Source organism: Leifsonia sp. SIMBA_070 (assembly GCF_046534635.1).
In the GTDB taxonomy this organism is placed as follows: Bacteria; Actinomycetota; Actinomycetes; order Actinomycetales; family Microbacteriaceae; genus Leifsonia.
In genome coordinates this window covers 791,922-811,852 of sequence record NZ_JAWRYK010000001.1, presented here as the reverse complement: position 1 = coordinate 811,852, position 19,931 = coordinate 791,922, and the positions used below count along the sequence as shown (strand labels likewise).

General features: G+C 64.4%; 20 protein-coding genes and 1 tRNA gene. 5 read left to right on the top strand and 16 right to left on the bottom strand.

The window, feature by feature from the left end; genetic code table 11:
- Window positions 1-38 precede the first annotated feature (38 nt).
- From SB754_RS03670 to SB754_RS03610, 13 genes are all read right to left on the bottom strand, one after another.
- A complete protein-coding gene (locus SB754_RS03670) occupies window positions 39-323 on the bottom strand; it encodes a hypothetical protein (protein WP_410780997.1) in 285 nt (94 codons plus the stop codon).
- Entirely contained in the window at window positions 323-1,192 is an 870-nt protein-coding gene (locus SB754_RS03665) for a hypothetical protein (protein WP_410780996.1), read from the bottom strand. Before SB754_RS03665 ends, SB754_RS03670 begins: the two co-directional genes overlap by 1 nt.
- A 15-nt stretch (window positions 1,193-1,207) precedes the next feature.
- The gene (locus tag SB754_RS03660) at window positions 1,208-3,805 is read right to left on the bottom strand and encodes a hypothetical protein (protein ID WP_410780995.1); all 2,598 of its coding nucleotides are present in this window, start codon (window positions 3,803-3,805) and stop codon (window positions 1,208-1,210) included.
- A 770-nt stretch (window positions 3,806-4,575) separates the two neighbouring features.
- On the bottom strand, window positions 4,576-4,914 hold the full coding sequence (locus SB754_RS03655; protein ID WP_410780994.1) for a hypothetical protein: 339 nt from the start codon (window positions 4,912-4,914) through the stop codon (window positions 4,576-4,578).
- Window positions 4,915-5,346 (bottom strand): hypothetical protein, encoded by a 432-nt coding sequence (locus SB754_RS03650; RefSeq protein ID WP_410780993.1) that lies wholly within the window; start codon window positions 5,344-5,346, stop codon window positions 4,915-4,917. It abuts the gene before it with no gap.
- On the bottom strand, window positions 5,339-6,136 hold the full coding sequence (locus tag SB754_RS03645) for a hypothetical protein (protein ID WP_410780992.1): 798 nt from the start codon (window positions 6,134-6,136) through the stop codon (window positions 5,339-5,341). Before SB754_RS03645 ends, SB754_RS03650 begins: the two co-directional genes overlap by 8 nt.
- Complete coding sequence (locus SB754_RS03640; protein ID WP_410780991.1) at window positions 6,136-6,552, bottom strand: helix-turn-helix domain-containing protein; 417 nt, start codon at window positions 6,550-6,552, stop codon at window positions 6,136-6,138. Before SB754_RS03640 ends, SB754_RS03645 begins: the two co-directional genes overlap by 1 nt.
- 37 nt (window positions 6,553-6,589) lie before the next feature.
- The gene (locus tag SB754_RS03635) at window positions 6,590-6,952 is read right to left on the bottom strand and encodes a hypothetical protein (protein WP_410780990.1); all 363 of its coding nucleotides are present in this window, start codon (window positions 6,950-6,952) and stop codon (window positions 6,590-6,592) included.
- Window positions 6,942-7,427: a hypothetical protein gene (locus SB754_RS03630; RefSeq protein ID WP_410780989.1), complete on the bottom strand. Its 486-nt coding sequence runs from the start codon at window positions 7,425-7,427 to the stop codon at window positions 6,942-6,944. Before SB754_RS03630 ends, SB754_RS03635 begins: the two co-directional genes overlap by 11 nt.
- 784 nt (window positions 7,428-8,211) lie before the next feature.
- On the bottom strand, window positions 8,212-9,099 hold the full coding sequence (locus SB754_RS03625; protein ID WP_410780988.1) for an AAA family ATPase: 888 nt from the start codon (window positions 9,097-9,099) through the stop codon (window positions 8,212-8,214).
- 70 nt (window positions 9,100-9,169) lie between these two features.
- Window positions 9,170-9,610, bottom strand: coding sequence for a hypothetical protein (locus SB754_RS03620; RefSeq protein WP_410780987.1), 441 nt, complete (start codon window positions 9,608-9,610; stop codon window positions 9,170-9,172).
- Window positions 9,607-10,029, bottom strand: coding sequence for a hypothetical protein (locus SB754_RS03615; protein WP_410780986.1), 423 nt, complete (start codon window positions 10,027-10,029; stop codon window positions 9,607-9,609). Before SB754_RS03615 ends, SB754_RS03620 begins: the two co-directional genes overlap by 4 nt.
- A gap of 116 nt (window positions 10,030-10,145) precedes the next feature.
- Window positions 10,146-10,376: a hypothetical protein gene (locus SB754_RS03610; RefSeq protein WP_410780985.1), complete on the bottom strand. Its 231-nt coding sequence runs from the start codon at window positions 10,374-10,376 to the stop codon at window positions 10,146-10,148.
- A 130-nt stretch (window positions 10,377-10,506) separates the two neighbouring features.
- Between SB754_RS03610 and SB754_RS03605 the strand changes: the two genes are divergently transcribed.
- The 4 genes from SB754_RS03605 to SB754_RS03590 all read left to right on the top strand — a co-directional run bounded on the left by SB754_RS03605 (window position 10,507) and on the right by SB754_RS03590 (window position 13,208).
- Window positions 10,507-11,181: a hypothetical protein gene (locus SB754_RS03605; protein WP_410780984.1), complete on the top strand. Its 675-nt coding sequence runs from the start codon at window positions 10,507-10,509 to the stop codon at window positions 11,179-11,181.
- 77 nt (window positions 11,182-11,258) lie between these two features.
- Window positions 11,259-11,642: a hypothetical protein gene (locus tag SB754_RS03600; RefSeq protein ID WP_410780983.1), complete on the top strand. Its 384-nt coding sequence runs from the start codon at window positions 11,259-11,261 to the stop codon at window positions 11,640-11,642.
- A gap of 2 nt (window positions 11,643-11,644) precedes the next feature.
- Window positions 11,645-11,980, top strand: a complete 336-nt coding sequence (locus tag SB754_RS03595) for a helix-turn-helix transcriptional regulator (protein ID WP_410780982.1) — start codon at window positions 11,645-11,647, stop codon at window positions 11,978-11,980.
- The gene (locus SB754_RS03590) at window positions 11,973-13,208 is read left to right on the top strand and encodes a tyrosine-type recombinase/integrase (RefSeq protein WP_410780981.1); all 1,236 of its coding nucleotides are present in this window, start codon (window positions 11,973-11,975) and stop codon (window positions 13,206-13,208) included. The genes SB754_RS03595 and SB754_RS03590 overlap by 8 nt, the downstream gene beginning before the upstream one ends.
- A 61-nt stretch (window positions 13,209-13,269) precedes the next feature.
- Here SB754_RS03590 and SB754_RS03585 read toward each other — a convergent pair.
- The 3 genes from SB754_RS03585 to SB754_RS03575 form a co-directional block, all read right to left on the bottom strand.
- Window positions 13,270-13,343, bottom strand: a tRNA-Pro gene (locus tag SB754_RS03585).
- 384 nt (window positions 13,344-13,727) lie between these two features.
- Window positions 13,728-15,344, bottom strand: coding sequence for a chitinase (locus SB754_RS03580; protein ID WP_410780980.1), 1,617 nt, complete (start codon window positions 15,342-15,344; stop codon window positions 13,728-13,730).
- On the bottom strand, window positions 15,344-17,728 hold the full coding sequence (locus SB754_RS03575) for a glycosyltransferase family 2 protein (protein ID WP_410780979.1): 2,385 nt from the start codon (window positions 17,726-17,728) through the stop codon (window positions 15,344-15,346). Before SB754_RS03575 ends, SB754_RS03580 begins: the two co-directional genes overlap by 1 nt.
- Window positions 17,729-17,978: 250 nt before the next feature.
- On the opposite strand from SB754_RS03575, the gene SB754_RS03570 reads away from it, so the two are divergent.
- Window positions 17,979-19,898, top strand: a complete 1,920-nt coding sequence (locus SB754_RS03570; RefSeq protein WP_410780978.1) for a hypothetical protein — start codon at window positions 17,979-17,981, stop codon at window positions 19,896-19,898.
- Window positions 19,899-19,931: the final 33 nt, after the last annotated feature.

Below are 19,931 nucleotides of genomic sequence, written 5' to 3'. Positions count from 1 at the left end.
GATGAGGCGTCCGGCCAGGTTTCAGCCGGAGAGAACCGTCAAATCTGGTCGATGCTCGTGAGGTCGATTTCGATTGCCCGCTCACCCACATAGCTGAGGGCGGCATCACGGCCAACAAGATAGTCCAGAAGATTGCAGTGCTCATTCGTAAGCATCGCCACTAGTGCCAAACCGTCACCGGCCTTGAGTAGCTCATCGACCCTTGCAACGAATCCTCGATGATCCCCGTGGAGGAACACAAGTAGAAGATCCTGGACGGTCGTCTGCTCCAACAGTGAGCCTTCGGAACTCTCGAAGACGCGGGAGCCGCTGATTCCTGCCATCAGACAGCGTCCGGGTGCTGCACCCACGAATCGCCGATAGCCATAGCGGGCGGTTGAATAGCGGCCGGGTCGTTGGTGCTCATCCATTCGACTGGGCCGGGAGTGGACGGCCGCGCTGGCCAAGTGTGAGTGGAGGCGTTGTAGCCGACCAAGCCACAGTTGGCGGTGAGGGCGGTGAGCACCGCAATCGCCGCTTGAACAAACGCGGTCGTGGCAATGGTCGTGTTGTTGTTGGTCGTCGGAGGGGTGGGCGCTGTAGGGGTGCCCGTCAGATGCGCGTCGACCAGTGACACCGCACCTCCACCACTGTCGGGGAGGACGAGGTTGAGTCGCTTCGTTGGAGCTGAACCCGTAATGCTTGCTGCTGGCGTTCCCGTGGTGACAGTACCTATCGTCAGGTCAGTGACCGGTCCAGCGGGGCCCTGGACGATTGCGGTACCCGTGGAGGTGGCAATCGGCGCAGCCCTCGTGAGATCCGTGAAGGTGGTGGGATCGCTCGATACGGAAGTGGGAACCTTAATGTCGAACTTCGACCGGTCGATGACACCACCCGTGTAGGCAATGTTGTACTGCACCGTGTAGCTGAAGTCGGTCGGGTTGGTATTGGTGTCATCGGTGGCAACCAACCACACACCGGTCTGGTTGTTGAATGACAGGTACCCGGAGGAGTCCAGGGTGGCGGTGACGGGTTGCAGTTCGTAGGTGAACGGGTCCGGGGAACCGTTCGCAACAAGCACTTTCGTCACGGAGGGGGTGAACGTGATGGTGCCGGTGGGGACTACACCGTCAGGGTATGTGTCGGCGTCGACACCGTCACCGATTGCGACGAGGAACCGGCCGACGACTTTGCCGTACGACGGCGGCGTCATTGTGAATGTAGCCATTTAGAAGAGGCCCCCTTGGAGTTGCTGCGCGACGCGGTTGCTGCCCTTCTCGAAGGCGGCATCGGCGCGCACGTCGATGTACTGAGTGAGGTCAATGCCGCCCTTAGACGTGACAATGACGTTGACGTTGAGCGGTCCGCCCCCAGCGGATCCGCCTGCCTGCTGATTCGCGTATGACGCGATTTGGCCCGGGCCAGCACCCGAGTTGACCAGCTTGAGCAAGCCGCGGTTGCGGGACGCCTGCCCGAACCGGTTTGAAATGACCTCCTCAAGCGGGGCCAACATGGCGTGCACTGAATCGATGCTTGACGACCCGCCACCGGGCACTGTGAGCCCCGTTGCCGCGTGGATGGTGCCGCCGTCTCGGAACGTTCCGCCGCGACCAGAGCCGGACTGAGAACCGTTCAGATCAGAGAGCGTGGTCGAACGCGTCTCAATGGTGTTCACCCGAATCGTGATGGATCGCTGCACCGCGTCAAACGCCGCCTTCACTGCGGCGGCGTCCGCCATTGCCTGCGCCGCCCCAGACGTGGTGAACGCTGTGGGAACGTTGCTCGGAACCAACCCGTATTGATCGGCCAGGTGCCCAGCATCAGCGGCGTTCAACCCCATCTGCTCCGCAGCGGCAATGAACGAATCGCGGGCGCTGCCCATCTTCGCCGTCAGATCACCAGTGCTAGCCCCGGCCGCCTGCTGCGCGGTAACCAACGCAATCCCCGACTGCGCAATGTTGTCGAGCGCCTTTTGGTTGTCGCGGCCCTTCTGCGTGTTCAGGTCGAGCGTGGCCCCGTTATCTTTGACGGCCTGCGTAGCGTCAGCAATCGACTGCGAGAACGAAATGTTGGCGGACGACACATCTAACTGCGCCGATCCAAGCCCTTTCAGGGCTTTGTTCAGCCTGTCCATCGCATCCGACGTCTGCTTCGCGGACATTTCGGAAGCGTCGAGCCCTTCCGCATTGTCGCGTGCCGCTGCGGCTGCCTCGCTGGACGCCTGTTTCTGCGCATGAATCGCAGCGGTCGCCGCCGGGAACAGGGAGGCCATGTCCGCCGAGGACTTGCCGGCAGCCCTCATCTGCCCCTCAAGCTGCTTGTAAGCCTTCGCGGCATCCTCTGGGGTAGCCGAAGCAATGGCCTGATCCAGAGACTTCACGTTGTCGTACAGGGGCCGTACGGAGGTGCCCGCAATGTCGGCGTTGTTCGCAAAGTCGTTCCAGAAACCACCAACCGACTGGAGCGTCCGCCCCAAATTGTTGACGTTGATGTTGCCCTTTCGGACAGCCTCAGACCATCCGTCGCCACTCTTGGAAAGGCCCTGCCACTGCTTGACGCCCGCAGCCAGAGAAGCGGTCCCAGCCAAAATGGCGGCATCGGCCGCGAGCACGCCCTGCATGATGGCGGCGAACGCGGTCTTACTGCTGGCGGCGGTCTGTCCTAGCGACCCGTTCACCCCGTCAATGGATCCCTTGACCCCCGACCAGGTACGGAATGCCGCAGCGACGGCGATAGCACCCGCGGCAACCACCGGCAGCATTGACGTAGGAATCGCATTCAGCGCATCGGCGACAGCCTTGAGCACCGTAAGAATCGGGCCGCCCCACGCCGAGAACCCGTCGACCACATGGAACGCCAGCGTTGCCAAAGATCCGAGAGTGGCGCCAACCTGCGGCAGCACACCCATTGCGTAGGTGGTGAACTTCTCAAGCCCACCGTTAGAGGTCCACGACGCGAACCCGGCTGCGAGCTGCTCAACATATCCCGCACCCTGCACAAACAACGGATTCAGCACTTGCAGTGCGTTGATTACGCCCTGCAACACGGTTGTGCCGATACGGCCCGCGTAGCCGGCGAACACCCCCACCTGATTGTTCAGGTTCGGCAACGCCATGCTGATGATCGAGACGGCCTGACCGAACGAAGACAGCATCCGGTTGGCCGCCGTGTTCCCCAGCGAATCCAGCGAATATTTGAGCTTGTCGAGCCCGCGCTGATAATCGGCCCCGGCCACTGTGCCGTCATGGATCGCCTGAATGATGCCGTAAATGGCGAGAGCGCCGGCCGCCCCCATACCGGCGAGCGCACCGCCGACACCGGCCGCATAGCCAGCCAAAGGACCAAGCAATGGGATAAGTGCGGCAATCGCGGCCGCGATCAACTGCCACCGCTGCACCGATCCGTTGTTGGCGTTGTTCAGGCGTCCCGTGGCAGCTGTAGCCTTATCGGTTTCGGCAGTCTCCTGCGCCTGGGCTGCGGCAAGCATCCGGGTTGCCGACTCGTGCGCCAGCTCCGCCCGCTGCGCCGCAAGGTGAGCCGACATGAGCCGCGACTGAGAAGCGCCGCCCTTCGTCTGGACCTCGTCAAGGCGCTGATACGCCAACCGCAAAGACGCCGTGGACAGGTCAAGCTTCCTCTGCGCGGCGTCGACAGCAGCAAGCTTCGCCAACGCCGAATCGACCTTCGCGTCAACCCTGACGGTCGGACTGGCGTTGCCCAATTTCTTGGCGGCAGCGTCAGCGGCAGACAGCTTCTCAAACCAGTCGGATGCGTCTAGTTTGAGGTCGCCGCGAATACTGCCGACAGTAATCGGTCCTTCGCTCAAGATTCAGGTTCCTTGTCAGGGTCAATGTGGAGTTGTTCGGGTTGGGGCGTGAGTGCCCGGTAAAGACGCGTATCTGAGGCCAGCAGTCCGTTGACGCGGACGAGAAACCACCGCCAGGTCCGGCCATTGCGGATCTCCGGGAGTGACAGGTCGTGGCCGTATTCAGACTGAAAATCGGATTCGAGCAACGGCCAATGGGCCAAGATCCGCGAAAGCTGGATAGGTTGCCCCGCCTCCGCTGTCAGCTCCTGGGGGACGTCTTCGTAGTACTCGTAGAGGCCCGTCGCTTCGTCGTAGCTGCCGCGCCCGTACTGGGCGAGGGCGTCGATGCCTTCCGGGCCTTCCTGCGGGTCGCCCTGTTCGTCGCCGCTCTGACCACTTCCTCTAGGGCTTTTGGGTCACCACCGGTCTTCCACATAAGTTCGGCGGCTTCGCGCCCAAATCGGTACTCAGATAGGGCGGTCAGGTACACCCGATTCAACGCATCGAAGGGCACCCCATCTGCCCGCAATTCGTCTGCCACCGGCCCCAGCACGAGGGAAGCAACGTCATCGTCGGTAAGGCCCTCCGGGACGTTGCCCTCCAAGATCGGTGCAATACGCAGACCGGCCTCGAAGCTCATCGGGGGGATGGTGTAGTTCTTGCCTCGGATCGGAATGACCAGGGGGTCAAGAAATTCTGTGTAGTCAGGCAATGCCATGTCGGTGTGCTCTCCTTAAATGACTCAAGCCACCGCAATGGGTGGCTTGCACATCTGTTTTGTGTTGCTGTTACAGGTCAGTTAGGTCTTCCGCAACCATCCGCAATGCGGCATCAGCACGAGACACCATGGGCAACTCAAGGAACAACGCGTTCCCCGTGTTGTGGTGGTAGTGGAGACTGAAATGCTGCCGGGCCGCGTAGGGGCCGGGGATGAACAGTTCCGAGCCGTCTTCAATCGGGCGCACATCTTCGGATCCCACAAGGTGACCCGTCTCAACGGGGGTCTGCCGTGCAACCTCTGGGCGGATCACCGCTTCCATAGCCTTCATTGCGGCTGGCGTCAGTGCTGCTTGTAGGTTCGCCGCGATCTCGTCGAGATGAAGGTCGAAGTGATAGGTGATTCCCATTCAGTGCCCGACTCCGCCGACCGCGTCACGCAGCCGCTGTTGAATGGCAGCGATCCGTGTGGCTTCGTTGACCACATCACGGCCGAGCAAACTGTCGAGATCCCCCGCCTGCTCCGCTGCATACACGTCGGCCGGCGTCGCGGACTCCACCCAGTTCAGCTTTTCCAACTGTGCCGGGGACATGTCCGCCCGCTTCGCGGCGAGCATGGTCGAGCCGTAGTGATTGGACACAGAAACCAACTGCTCATGAGACTCGAATTTGTAGGCTTCGGCGAGCAACCGCTTCGGGGTGAACGCAACATGCGCGGCGTGGTCAAGTTCGGCGGGGGTCTTCCCACCAAGCACCTGCACCAGCTCCCCCGCGTTCAACGCTGCGTGAACTGCCTCCGGGGACGCGCTCTTTACCCATGCGTCGTCGCGCTGCTCAACCATTCAAAGCTTCCTGACGCGTGATCTGCTCAATGTGGTCGCGCTTCTGAATCTCAGCCGAGAAGGCGTGTGCCTTATCGGTCACAATGACCCCACCGCCAGCACCGCGGAAGAACACGGCATCATCGGGGATAGCAGGCGACTCGTGGTCGATTGCGGCGACAGCCGAACGCACCAAGGCAATATCTGTGACGTTCGCGCCGCCGTGGGTGTCGAAGAAGTATTCAGGCGCGTGACGCTCAATACCCAGGCTCACCAGAAGGCTTGTCAGGAAGCCAGCGGAATAGACGCGCTTGAACTTCCGGTTTCCCGCCTGCACGTCGGCATCCCCGTAGTTGTCTGCCCATCCCAAACCGGCCTCCGACTGAGGCGGCACCAGACGCGACGGCCCAAGCGGCAGAACATTCAAAGCCTTCATGCGGGCCTTCCAGTCGTCGACCTTCTGATTGCGATCCTGGAAGGCTGTAGCGAACGCCACCAAAGCCGACTCCGCCTGATCCAGGAGCTTTGAGAACTCATCGCCAGAAGAGAGCGAAAACGCGTCGATCTCACTGCGAAGCTTCGCCAGTTCCTCCCGGCGAATTCCTTGTTCGTACTCGCGCTTCGCGTGGGCCAGGCGCAAAATCGACGCTTCGGCGTACTCCACCACGGCTTCCTGATCCTTGTAAGCGGACCACTCGCCGTCACCGCGCACAAACGCATCGTGGGCCTGGGCCAGCGCCTGGCGACCCTGCTCAAGTGCCTCCTGAGCGTCCGAAATATCGGCCTCAGTAACCTTTTCCAGCTTCGCCATTAGGCAGCCTTCCCCGTCATGTAGTTATCAAGATCGGATTGCATGACAATCCACTGTCGACCGTGCTTTTCACCCCGAAGCCGACCAGAATGCAGCAGCCCCGTCACATGGCGCGTGCTGCACCCCAACTGATCGGCCACCCGATCCACGGAGAGGACGGCAGGGGGAAGAATGGGAGACAAGTTGCCCCCTGCCGATACCCCAATTCTATCGTTATCAATAACGGCGGTTCCGTTGACGGAACTAGCCGTATGGGCCTCCTGCGCAACAGTCAACTGGTCCAGCAGCTCAAGCAACTCAACACGCACATACCCCAACTTGCGCCGCCGAAGCTCCCCCAGGTTCGTCATGATGAGCGACAGCACATAACCGGCCAGAGCATCCGGTACAACCGTCTTGCCACCCTCGCGAAACACGCCCCCACGCCGACTGTCCGCCTGCGCCCCCGACTCCTCACTCACCGGCCGGCACCTCCGGGTTGAACCGCAAATGCTCATCCCACGGCCTCAAACGGCGGTACGTCATAACAAAACCGTTCAACCGGCGGAACACCGCAGGCAACACAAGCGGAACCAGCTCGAACAACGCAGCCTGCGCCACCAACTCAACAACCCGCATAGCCACAACCCGCACATACGCCGTAGACGTAGCAGCAGCCAAATCAGCCAACGCCACCGCAGCCCGGTCATGATCCAGTAGACCGCTCATCGTGATCTCCGCGAAGATCGCCGCCACATGCCTATCCAGTGCGTCCGTGTCGAGAATCGACAACGAACCGTCATCCTCATTCAAATACGTGAACGACTCAGCGTCCATCCGACTCACCCCCACGGATATCCTTCAACCGGTCCTCAACCGACCGCAGATTACCCTCAGCGTCAAAATCCAACGGATGCGCCGCCCGCCGATACGCAAGCTTCATAGCCTCCCGCTCCGCCTTTTTCTCCGCCCTCCGACGCTCGCGCAACTCAATCCGAGTACGGGCCGCAACAATCCGGGCCGTCACCTCAGCGCCAATATTCGGCACCAATCCGATACGCGTTGCCCACGTAGACGCACGACTCGACAACTCCAAAAATTCCTCAGACGGCGACGACACACCACCCTCGGCAGCCTGCGCCCAATCCTCCACAGACCCCATCCGATCCATCCACGCCTCCACCAGATCCGCACGCGCCTGCGCCACGCAATACGCCCACGTATCCGCCTTAAACTCCCGCTCAAACAAATACTCGAGCCCCGGAGTCGCCTTCAGGTCCCGCTCAATTTCCAAAGCCACCGACGAATACATGCGCGGAGAATGCGCGCCATGCTTCAACGGCCCCCGATTCCCTACCGACAACCGGTTACCCCGCTGAAACGGCGGACGCTGGCCCTTGAAGGCCTCCGACCACTCCGACCCATCCGGATTCAAATACCGCTCACTCATCACCCACCAACCCCTCCAACTCCCTCCGCAAATCCCGAGCCGCAACACGAAACCCAGCCGACTCCCAAACCACCGCACGCACATACGCACGAATCGCAGCCTCAGCCTCAGCATCCAAACCACGCACCCGCCGCAACGCCACCCAATACGCAGGCTTCAACCGACTAGACCTCACAGCCACCACCACCAAAACCGAGTTTCAAAAACACCTCACATAAAAATCGCCCTATGGCGCGGGCCTCGCGTCCGGAGAAAGGGGGGCCCGCGGGGGTGGTGCTAGGAGTCTCCGCGGCCAGCTCACCCCACCGCTGTGCCTTGCCGGCCGTAGCCCACGCACTTGACACTGCGACAGGTGCTGCCCCGTACAGCCCAGTGATAGCCCGGGCTACAGGGTGGTGTGTGCACTGTGTGTGCAGCCCATAGCCGGCCACCCAACGCGCACGCGGGGAGTTCGGGCAGATAGCACCGACGACGCACGCACGCTGATCACGACTCCTCTTGGTGGTGTGCATGCTGCTCCTTCGGTGTGGTGCCTGGGTTGTTTGGTTGGGTCCTTGTTCGCTGGTGTCCGTTGTCCCCGCTATATAGGCGGGGGTGGACGGACATATCTGGGGGATGTGGACAGGGGTGGACATGGTGGACACGCTTACTGGTTGAGGTCGAGGGATACGGGCTTGTAGTGGGGGCGTGCGTCTGTTCCTGTGTTGCGGATGAGGCCTTGTTCTGTCAGGGATTTGACTGCCCGGAAGAAGCTGGATGACGCCATGTTTGAGACGGAGCGGAGTTCAGCTTTGGTTGCTCCGCTCGCACCGAAGTCTTGGACAAGGATGGACAGCAGAGTTTTTGCGTTGTTCGTCATGTCCGCGCCCCATCGGACGGATAGGACGACGGAACTGGTGTCTTCGACGGGGATGAGTTCGAAGGATCGTTCGTCTTCCATGGGTCCGTCTTTGCGCTTGGTGCGATGGAGCCTGAACAGGTCGCCGTCTTTGTCGATCTGGTAGACGGTGTCCACGCCGGCTTCGAGGGCGGAGGATCCGCGGACGGTGGCTTTGTCTTTGCCTGTGTGGTGGACGACGAGTACGTTTCCGCCGTTGGTGGCGTCGAGGATGTCGTAGAGTGCGCCGACTGCGCCGGACATGTCTTTGGCGCTGTTCTCGTCCATGCCGACGATGGATTTGGAGAGCGTGTCTATTACGACGAACCGGTATTCGTGTGCGCGGATTGCTTTGCACAACTCTTCGACCTTCTCTGGGTCATTGAGCTGGACGGGGACAGTGAGCACTTCTAGCTCACGTTCCGGAATGGTTCGTACGTGGTGCTTCGCCCAAGCGTCGAACCGCGCGGCAATGCCGTAGGTGCCTTCAGCGGCGACGTAAAGGACCCGACGCTGCTGGGCTTGCCGTCCGTACCATTCGGTTCCGGTGGCGAGGGCACCGCTGAGTGACACAGCTACAAACGACTTTGCAGTGCCCCAGTACCCGGCAAGCAGACATACGGTGCCTTCATCGAAGGTGTCGGCCACGACTTCCATTGGCGGCGGTGCCTGCATGAGTTCGGGTAGCGTGCGGATCGCGTCTACGAGTGGCCGCAGGTGCCGCGCCTCAGTCATTGGACGCCCGGCGCTGGGCGGGAATTCCGAAGTGCTTTTCGAGGTCTTCAGTGGGTTTGCCGCGACGCCAGAATGCGTTGCACACGGCACGCTTTTCGGACTCGGTGAACAGGTCCGGGTCGAAATCTTCGGGTTGGAGAGTCACCCCGTATCGCCGCTCAAGATCGTCAAGGCGGTAGCCCTGGGAAACGAGACGCGCGGCAATCTTGCGGAGGTCAGTCTTGGGGATCCCGTATTCGGTGAAGTCCGCCGGGCTGAGCGCAATGGCGTACTCGCGTTCCAAATGGTCGAGGTCGAACGCCTGCATGGCCAGTTGAATGGCCGTGTCGCGGCGGTGCGTCAGCGGGAGGGCATGCCGGTCAAAGTCGATGGTGAAGCCGTCAACGGCCCACGGGTAGCGCAGGCGCGAACGATGCTGCAGCTTGTGGTTCATCGGGCCTCCCCTCCAACCACCGCTTCCACCTGAGAGCAGGTGAGCGTGTGCGGAAGGATGCCGCTTCCAGATCCCGCATCTTTGAGCGCACGAATTTGGTCGTCAGTGAGCACCATGTAGCCGTCGCTGAACTTGTACTTACGCTTGAGCGGCTGCCGCCAGTTGTTCCAGCGGGCCAGGATGCCGTTGCCAACCGGGTCAACATGGGTGCCTCGGTCGGCGCGAGCGTTCGTGATGTCGTCCGGCTCGATTTCGCCGCGAGTGAGTTGGTTGATGCGCTTGCCACGCAGTTCGGCCTGCTGCTCAAGCCAACGGTGTGCAGCGGTCGCGCGGGCAATGTCTTCTAACGGTGCCTCTTCGAATCGAGGGGGGATGATTGCCTCACCATTGAGGTCGTACGAGGCTAGGAATGTTCCCATGGGAACGTAAGGCTGAAATGTTCGAGAAACCAATTGTTGTCATTCTCTCTAGTCATTTCGGTTGCGGCCTCTGGGTTGGTCCGGACCCGAACTGTTTACTTGTACAACCGTTCTCTTCACTCACCCAACAGGGCAAGCAATCTTGCGGTGGGCACACGGATCTGACCGCCTACGCGGATTCCCGGCAGCTCGCCGGCGTTGATTGCCTTCCTCGTCTGATTGATCCCCATTTCGAGGTAGAGGGATGTGCTGTGGGTGGTGTTCCACGGCCGGGCCTCAAATTCCTCCCGCTCCGCTGCTGTCATTGGTGCCACTATGACCTCCATACGCATTGTTTCGATACTCATAGCGTAACATGGACCCTAACTTTCACCTCCGCCCACGGAACGCACCGACGCTCATAGGGCCGCTCAATCAGAAGAATTGCGCGCACTTGACTAGTTGCATAAGTGGTTATGAGTGTGATTGAATGACGTTATGAGCAGCACACGCGACCCGCTACTGGCCCTCTTCGAGGCACCGGAGGATCTTGAGTTGGTCGTCGGTATCGGCTGGCAACCGTTCATCATCGGAGACGACCCGGAGCGCGTACAGATAAAAGACGGCGGGCTGCCCCAGCGTTTCGCTTGCTACGTCAGGTCGAAGGACGACGAACGGCCGTTCCTTGCATGGCTGCTATTTTTTGCGGACCCCGAGGACGATGAGGTTCGATTGCTAAGTGTGATCGCGCCGAAGATGGACGCCGACAAGGCGTTGGAGCGCATCACCGAAAACAAGCCGCTTGAATGGTGGCGCAGCTACGCAACGCTGGCACTTACGCAGTCCAAACAACGCCTTGACCCCGAAGACCTCGAAGCTTTCTACGGCACCACATACGGCTCGAAGGTTGCCGCCGCAAGGGCGCGCCACCCGGCAAATCAAGTGCGTGAACCTTCGAATCCGCCGCGACGCACCCGCGCCCGCATGACCCCTGAACTGTTCGAAGAGGTGGCCCGGGTCTACGAGTCAGCTGAGGAGGCTGACGAAAGCCCGATTGCGGCGGTCGCATTCCACTTTGAGAAGACGTACCCAACAGCGTCGCGCTGGGTTTCCGAAGCACGCAAGAGAGGGCTCCTGCCCACTCCCCCGTCTCCCGCCGATCGGCGGAAGTAAAAGGCCCTCACGCCTGGGCAAACAGGCGTAAGGGCAGTCCACCCGATGCAACAACACTCGAAAGGCAGTGCATCAAAATGAACACCAACAAGGCTACCGGAGCCGACAACAACGAAACCATCCGTGACGCCACGGAAACCGACGCCATGCGAGCCGCCTACGCCGACGCGAAGGCCGCCCCGTGCGACTTCCCCGAGTGCGACGGAAGCTGGCACGAACCCGGCGTCGAGCCCGACCGCTGGGCACACCACGCGGACGTGGAGTTCGACAACGGCGAAGTGGAGGTTTCCATCATCCGCACGGGCGACGAAGCCCCTCACGCGTCAGTGTGGCTCGAAGGCATCTACGAGGACATGACGGCCGACGATCTGCGTCGACTGGCGGCCACCTACGAAGCGCTTCCTGCCCTCATGCGTAGCCAGGCCGACAAGCTCGAAGCCCTCGGGACCGAAGGCCGCTGAACATGACCAACATGGCGACCGCTCCGACGCTGCTACGTCAGAGCACGGTGCGCCCAGGTGTGGGGGTCCGCGAGGCCCCCACACCCTCACTGCGTGTGTGCCTCTGCGAGAACATCCGCCTCGCATGCATCTGGCACGGCCTCAGTCGCAAGCAGACGGCCGAACTGCTCGGGGTGAGCTACTCGGCAGCCCGAGCCATTTGGAACGGCCGACATGAGGTCACAGCCGCACAACTCTGGAAAGCATCTACCGCCTTCAACATCCCTTTCGCACGGTTCTACGACGAACACGACAGGGCCTCTGGGTGGATCTACGAAATGGAGACAGACAATGGCTGAGAGCGTCTATCGCCGCTGCGGCTGCCGAGACGATCAGGGGAAACAGTTGGGAACGGCTTGCCTCAAACTGTCCTCGGACCCGAAACACGGCACATGGGCGTACTACCTGGCTGCCGGGATCGACCCTAAGAGCGGGCGTCGCCGGCAGATCCGCCAGGCCGGATTCCGCACCAAGCAGGAAGCACAAAAGGCACGCAACGCTGCGGCCAGCAAGATCGATGCCGGCACCTACGTGGCACCGAGCAAACAGCTATACGCCGACTACATCGACCAGTGGTTTGAGCGGCGGCAGCGAACAGGAGAGGGGCTGCGAGCCACCACCGCAGACAACTACGCCCGATACATCCGCAACGACATAAAGCCCACGACCCTGGGCCGTATGAAACTCACGGACATTCGCCGCTTTCACGTCAACGCGTTCATTGACGACCTCGTGAGCAGTGGTCGGGGCGCGACAACGGTACGGAGGATCGCCGCGGTCGTGCAGGGTTCGCTCAAGGCGGCGTGGCATGACGATCTGATCGACCATAACCCGGGCGCGGGGCTCAAGTTGCCCGTTGTGCAGAAGAAGAAGTTCGAGCCGTGGCAGCCGGGACAGGTGGGCGTCTATCTGGACACTGCCAGTCACCACCGTCTCGGCGGCATGTTCGAATTCTCGATGTTCAGCGGTTTGCGGCGCGGTGAGGTGATCGGGCTTCGCTGGGATGACGTGGAACTTGCCCGCCGGACGCTGACCATCCGCAACAACCGCACGCAGGCGGGACACGCAATCAGCGAAGGGGAGCCCAAAACCGACTCGGGTAGGCGCACCCTAACGCTGAGCGACGTTCTCTCGGACGTGCTCATTAGGTGGAAGCTAGCCCAGCGCGAAGAAGCTGAAGCACTCGGGGAGCTGTGGACGGATACCGGCTACGTGTTCACTATGCCGGACGGACAGCCCCTAAAGCCGCAGTACGCCACCCGCACTTTCGAGAAGCTTCGCCGCATGACAAACCTGCCCAAGATGACCTTCCATGGACAGCGACACGAGAGCGCGTCACTGTTGCTCGCAAGCGGAACGGATATCGCTCTCGTGTCCAAGATGCTGGGCCACACCAGTGTCAGCATCACCGCGGATATCTACAGCCACTTGGTTGGGTCCGCGGATCGTGAAGCATCCGAGCGTGCCGCCGCACTGGTGCCCCGCGAAAACCGGAATGCACACACACTGCACACACAGGGCGCTTGAGCCCAAAACAACGAAAGCCCCGGAACCCGCGAGATCCGCGTAGTTCCGGGGCTTTTTGCGGTCGGGCTGACAGGATTTGAACCTGCGACCCCTTGACCCCCAGTCAAGTGCGCTACCAAGCTGCGCCACAGCCCGCTGTCGTCCCTACGGCCGGGGCCGCACGAAGCAACTCGACCATCCTACCGTGTCGGCGACGCGTCCTGTGCACGAGCACCCGAGCGCCGCGGCGCCGGCGAGTGGTGAGTAGGTGTCTGAATCCGGGGCGAGCGGTGACATCATGTCGCAACTCGGCGGCGTCAGCACGAGAGCGGACACACGACCGCAGCGGAGAGCTAGTGTGCCGGCAGGGACGTGGCGCACCACCCGAAGGCACGCACATCCCCGCCGGCACTGCGCCGACGCACCTGCACAGGCAGGCGCGCTCGGGCGCCCGGAGGCTCCCGCCCCGCAGCGGGAGTCCAGGTGTAGTCGGCGACGGGACGCGATGGGGGGAGTCAGCGTCCCGCCGCCGATTCTGGTTCAGCGGCCGGAGCCGCCGATGATCTGGTCGATCTCGTCCTGGGTGAGCGGAGCCCAGGGGGACGAGTCGGGGTCGGCGCTGGCGGCCTCCGGGCTGTCGCCCTGCGTCCACCATTTCGCCTCGAAGGGCACGCCGTCGAAGAGCACGCGCTGGCCCTTATCGTACGGGGCGGTTCCGCTCCACGTCGGGTACGTCCCGGCGGGGAGGGTCGGCTGCGGGATGGGAGTCTCACCGGGCAGGACGGGGCCGACGAGGTCCCACGGGGTCTCCCACGCGTTCAGCACCGGGTTGTCTGGCACGTCGCCCTTGGTCCACCACTTCGCCTGGTAGACATTGTGGTGCCAGACGACCTTGGCGCCCTTCAGGTACGAGTTCTTGGTGGCCCAGATCGGGTACGGCGAGGTGGCGGGGTCGTCGGCGGTGGCGGTCGAGGTCGGCTCGGCGGTGGTGACGGCGCCCTCCCCCAGCGCGATGTGACCGTCGAAACCCGTGCCGAGCACCGAAGCGAACGTCTTCTTGCCCTGCGAGACGCCGCTGCAGGCGTCCGACACGACGGTCAGGTCGACGTAGTTCGAGCCGCAGGTCTTGTCCCGGTTCGCGGACCACATCGACATCCGGCCGAGCCCGTTCGAGACGGCCCAGGCGTTGAAGGAGGAAGCGTCGGCGAGCGTGAACACCTCCGCCTGCACGTCGTTCTGCCCGATCATCGGGGTGGCGCCCAGCTTCGCCCACAGGCTCGGGTCGCTCTGGTGCAGCTTCGCCCGGTCGTACAGGATGCCGAGCTGCCGCTGGGCGGCGGAGACGGCCGACTCTGCGGACTTCGCCATGGACGCCTTCGGGTCCTTGGCGCCGCCGAAGTCCATCGTCATCACGTTGACGCCGGCGATGTCGACCTTCGCCTTGAGCATGGCCGCGATCGCGTCGGTGCCGTCGGAGGTCATGCCGGACGGCGAGACCGGGAGGGTCAGCCAGACGGCGAGACTCTTGCCGGCGGCGCGGCGCTCCTGCTGCAGCGCGGCGATGGCCGTCGCGCGGCGGGCGGCGGCGTCCTTGTCGGAGAGTCCGCTGCCCTCGAGGTCCAGGTCGATGGTGCCGATCTTGTAGCGGTCGACGACGGAGGCGTACGCGTTCTTCAGCGCGGACGGGTCCACGCACTTCACGGCCAGCTCGTCGTTCGCCTGGCCGCCGAACGAGACGGCGACCGTCCCGCCCTGCTGCTGGAGGCGCGCGATGCGGCGGTCCAGATCCAGCGAACCGCGGGCCTCGTCGAGCGAGTAGGCGGCTCCCCAGCTGGGCGCGCACGCGTCCTTCTTGGAGGACACGACGAACGAGAGGACGGCATCCTTCGTCGCCGTGCCGCCCATGCTCTCGAACGCGAACCGCGGGGTCGCGGTCACGTCCACGTAGGAGGCGAACCACGGCTTCACGTCCACGGCCGCTCGGGCGCTCCACCACTGCAGGCCGACGGCACCGACGGACACGACGACGATCGCGACGAGGGCCGCGCCGATCACCCGCCAGGCGGAGAGCCGACGGCCGCCGGTCGACTCCGGGGCCTGCGCGCGCTCGACGGCGCCCGCACCGCCGTCCGCGGACGCCTTCTTCGACCGCGCCATCAGGCGGCCTGCTTCTCGCCAGAGGTGGCGCCGGACTCGGCCCCATCGGACTCGGCCGAATCCACCTCATCCGACGCGCGACCGGCAGCCTCGTCGGAGGCGGCCGGCGCCTCGACGACGGCGCCGACACCGGCCAGGTGCGGCACGTCTCCCCCGGCGTGGCCGTGGTAGAGCACCGAGCGCCAGTCGATGGAGGCTGTGACGGGCTCCACCTCGGCGGCCGCGCGCTTGCGCGACTTGTCCACGTAGAGGGGCTTGGTCATCCCGAGCCAGATGTCGACGATGCTGTTCCAGATGCCGATGTAGGCGACGATCGCCCAGATCGCGAGGGTGGCGTTGAACGCGGCGAACGCGGCGTTGCCCCAGTTGTGCGCGTTGACGTCACGCCACAGGGTGAACAGCGAGAACCCGACGATGGCGAGCGGCGCGATCACGTAGAGCAACGGCGAGGCCGTGCGGTTCTTCACCTTCGGCGTGCGGGCGAACGGGATCTTCTTGCCGGTCAGCGACTGCTGGATCGACTTGAGCACACCGGCCAGGTTCACCGGCAGCAGGATGAGGTTGAAGCCGTAGATCCGGAAGATGTCGGTGGCCTTGTACCCGCTGTAGCGGAGGTCCGCGGCCTGGCTGATGAAGTACGGCAGGGCGGCGAGCAGCACCATCGGGCTGAGCAGACGTCCGTCGTACGGGTAGGCCAGCAGGAACACCAGGCCGAAGCTCGCCCAGCTGATCGACGCCATGTAGTTGACGCGCAGCAGCAGCTCGATGCGGGAGACGGTCTCGCCGCGGCGCTTCCGCTCCTTCACCTGGCGCCACAGCTTCGGGAGGATGAGGAGGCCTCCGTTCGCCCAGCGGCGGCGCTGAACGATCAGTGAGCCGAAGTCCGGCGGCGTGGCCGAGTAGCTGAGGCGCTCCGGGTAATTCGACAGCGTCCAGCCGTGGGTGCCGAGGTCGATGCTCGACTCGGTGTCCTCGATGACCGTGCGGTCCTGGATGTACCGGCGCACCTCGAACCCGCCGACGAACTCGGTCTCGACGATGTCGTCCAGCGCGCGCTTGCGGATCACCGCGTTCGCCCCCACCCAGAACGTGGCGCCGTAGTACGACTTGCCCTGGTGCAGGATGTGCTGGATGTCGGTGGTCGCACCGGCTAGGCGCTCGATGCGCGTGCCTGCCCCCCGGAAGGACGAGTACGGCGTCTGCGTGACGGCCACGCGGGCGTTGTCCGGCTGCTGCAGGAAGTAGGTGAGCCGGAGGCAGTACTCGCGCAGCAGGATCGAGTCGGCATCCAGGGTCAGCAGGAAGTCGCTGTCCGGGACGTCGATGTCGCCCGGGCGGCGCTGGCCGGCGGGGACCGGGTTCAGGATGGGACCCTCCGGCGTCTCCTCGGCACGGTAGGTCCCTCCCATCAGGCCGATGTAGGCGTTGAGGTTCATGGCCTTGTTGGCCTCGTGGGAGAGCGACGCCCACTTCTTGCGCTCGAACACGGCGAGCTCGGCGTCGAACGTCCAGGCGAGCCGGCGGTAGAGCTGCGCGACGCGCTTGGAGGTGAGGGAGGCGCCCTCGGCGAGGGCGGCGGAGACGGCCTCCCCGGTCAGCGCCAGGTCGTCGCCGAGGGCCCGGAGGACCTGGTCGGCGAAGAAGACGTCGACGTGGTCCTCGACGGTGTGCGTGTCGGCCTGGTCGTACAGCCACTGGGCGGCCCAGCGGTAGTGATCGGCGAGCTCCCGGGCGGCATCGTCAGTGGCGTAGACGCCGGCGTCGGCGAGCTCGTAGCGCATCAGCGCGTCGGAGAAGCGGAAGCGCGGCTCGGCGAGGGTCGCGCTGATGTCGTGGGCGAGGTCGCGGGTGGCCTCGAGGCGCTCCCGTACGGCGGGTTCGGTCGGGTTCGGGTTGTCGTCGAGCAGCAGGACGACGCGCTTCGACGGGAACTCCTGCAGGGCGGCGGAGAGCAGCGTCATCCGCACGACCTCCGGCTCCTCCGCGTACGAGGGCACCAGCACGGTGATGCTCGGCTGGTTCTCGGCGAAGTGGCGGTCGATCTCGGCGCGCGGCACGCGGACGTGCTTCTGGAAGCGCTGGAGGGCGCCCTGCCGAGCGACCAGGTACATGAGGGCCGAGAAGGTGAGGAAGGTCACCACGACCGTGTAGCCGATGGCCTCCATCGTGAAGCGGAAGTTCTGGCTGCCGCTGTCGATGAACTGGCGGATGATCGTGGTGACCACGTAGATCGCCCAGAACAGGACGGTCAGCACGATGGCGACACGGCTCCAGGTGATCTTCCGGTCCGACGGCTTCGGGTGGACCGTCGGGAGGGGTTCGGTGCGCTTCTCGGAGCCGAGCTGGCGTTTCCGGGCAGGGGTGTAGGAGGTGTGAGAACTCATGTTCGGGTATGCGTCCTTGAAAGTCAGGAGCCCGGCCCTCGGGTGGGCACGGTCGGGTGGCTCCCTGTTGTCCACACTAGTGAGGACAGACCGGGGTACAAATACCCCCCTTGTGGTCGCCCCTCCTTTGGGGGCACGCGGGTGGGAAGTTTCACACAGCGCCGTGGCGTGTCGCGCTTGCCTGGTGACGTTTCCATACATTCGCATCGAGCCTCCGGGAGTGTCGGAGGGGCCGGGCTAGGCTGACCGCATGCCGTCGCAGCCGTCCCCGCAGCTGTGGCGGGGCCGCGGGTGGGCCGATCGGCTGGCGTTCGTCGTCGGGCTGATCGTCGGGATCCCGGTCGCGTTCGTGCTCGGGCTGCTTCTGGCGGCCGTCGGCCTGGTCGTGGCCGTCATCGCGGTCGTCGGGTGGCTGATCGGCGTCGCCGCGGCGTGGGTCTGGTTCTCCCTGCAACGGCGGCAGCGCTTCCCGTATCCGTTCGCGTCGCCGCCGCCGTCGACCCGTCGAGCTCGTCGGATCGCGCTGAGCGGGCTCTACCTGTCGCTGGTGCCGCGCACGATCGGCGGGACGGCGCGGGTGGCCGGCGCGCTGTTCGCTCCGCTGGCCCTGCTGGTGTCGCTCGTCGGCGTCTTCCTCCCGCGCTGGCGGGCGCGGCCGTACGTCGCGGTGTTCACACTGCCTGCTTTTCTGCGCAAGGTGGTCGGGCTCGGTCACCGGCGCGGGCTGCTGAGGGATGGACAGGACGTTGCGCGCGTCGGGTACGACGACTTCCTGGCGCACGCGTTCCCGCTCATCCGGGACGTGCTGGACTGGTGGAACGATCCCGACGGTCCGGACGACTACGTCCCGACGCCGGGCCTCCCCGACATTCCGGCCGGGCTGCTCGGGTTGCCGCTCGGCCCCTCCCCCGACCCGCTCGGCCAGCCGGGCATCGCCGCCGGGGTGATGCGGCGGCGCTCGGTGCGTTCGCTGCGGGAGGTGCTGCTCAGCCAGCGCGAGATCGACGACCTCTGCGATCCGGACCTCGACGACCGAGCCGACGTCGGCCTGGTCCGGGTGGTCGAAATCGGCGGCGAGGGCGGACGGCGATGGATGGTGCAGTTCGCCAGCACGAAGTCATGGCACCCGCGCGCCGGCGCCGCGCCCAACGACCTCACGGCCGACCTGCTGATCGGCGGCGGTGTGGAGCCGACGGTCTCCCGCGCAGCGCTCGACACGATGCGGGATGCGGGTGTGCGGCCGGGCGAACCGGTCATGCTCGCCGGATTCAGCCTGGGCGGGATGGTGGCGGCGCAGGTGGCGGCATCGGCCACGGCGGCCGGGTTCGCGGTGACGCACCTGCTGGTGGCGGGCTCGCCGCTCGGGCGGATTGCGGTGCCGGCCTCGGTCGGCGTGCTCGCGCTGGAGCACGTGCTCGACCCGGTGCCGCGGGTGGAGGGCCGGGAGAACCCGCTGCGGACGGAGGCCGGCGCGCCGTTCCTGACGGTGAAGGCGCGGCCGCCCTTGACGCACGGGTTCCGGATCGGCGAGTTGCACCAGTCGACCGCGTACGCCGACACGGCGGCGGCGGTGGAGGCGGACCCGCCCGACGAGCGGGTGCGGGTGCTGCTCCGGGAGCTGGCGGCGTTCTTCGACGGGCCGCAGCGCATCCACGACCACGCCACGATGCGCGCGGGCGGGCTGCCGCCGCGACCGTCGGTGCCTCTCTACTTGCACAGCACGGTCGAGGAGGGCATCACGCGCGGGACGCTCCGGCAGACGGTGCGCCGTCTCCCGGGCGTGATCGCCGTGGACGTCTACCAGTCGCGCAGCGGGTTCGCCACGACGATCCTCTGGAACGCCGACCTGCTGGTCCGCGAGCTCGATCCGTGGCTGATCGACGCCGGACGGACCGCGGTATACCGCGGACTGCTGTCGCTGCTGGCGCGCCAGCGCGCCGTGGGCATCCACTTGCGGCTGCAGGCCAGGGCCACCCCGGGGATCACGTGGGAGGCCACGGTGCAACGGCTCGCGGACGGCCGTTGGCGCGAGTCGATCGACATCACGCTGGACGACCGGGCCGACCCGGCCGACGTCGCGCGGCTGTTCCCGGGCGGAACGGCGCCGGTTGTGGTCATCCACGCGCCGGACGCGTTCGCGCCCATCCTCGACGTCGCCCGCCAGCGCTGAGTCCTCGCGCGCGCTCCGTCCGGCGCCTCCGCG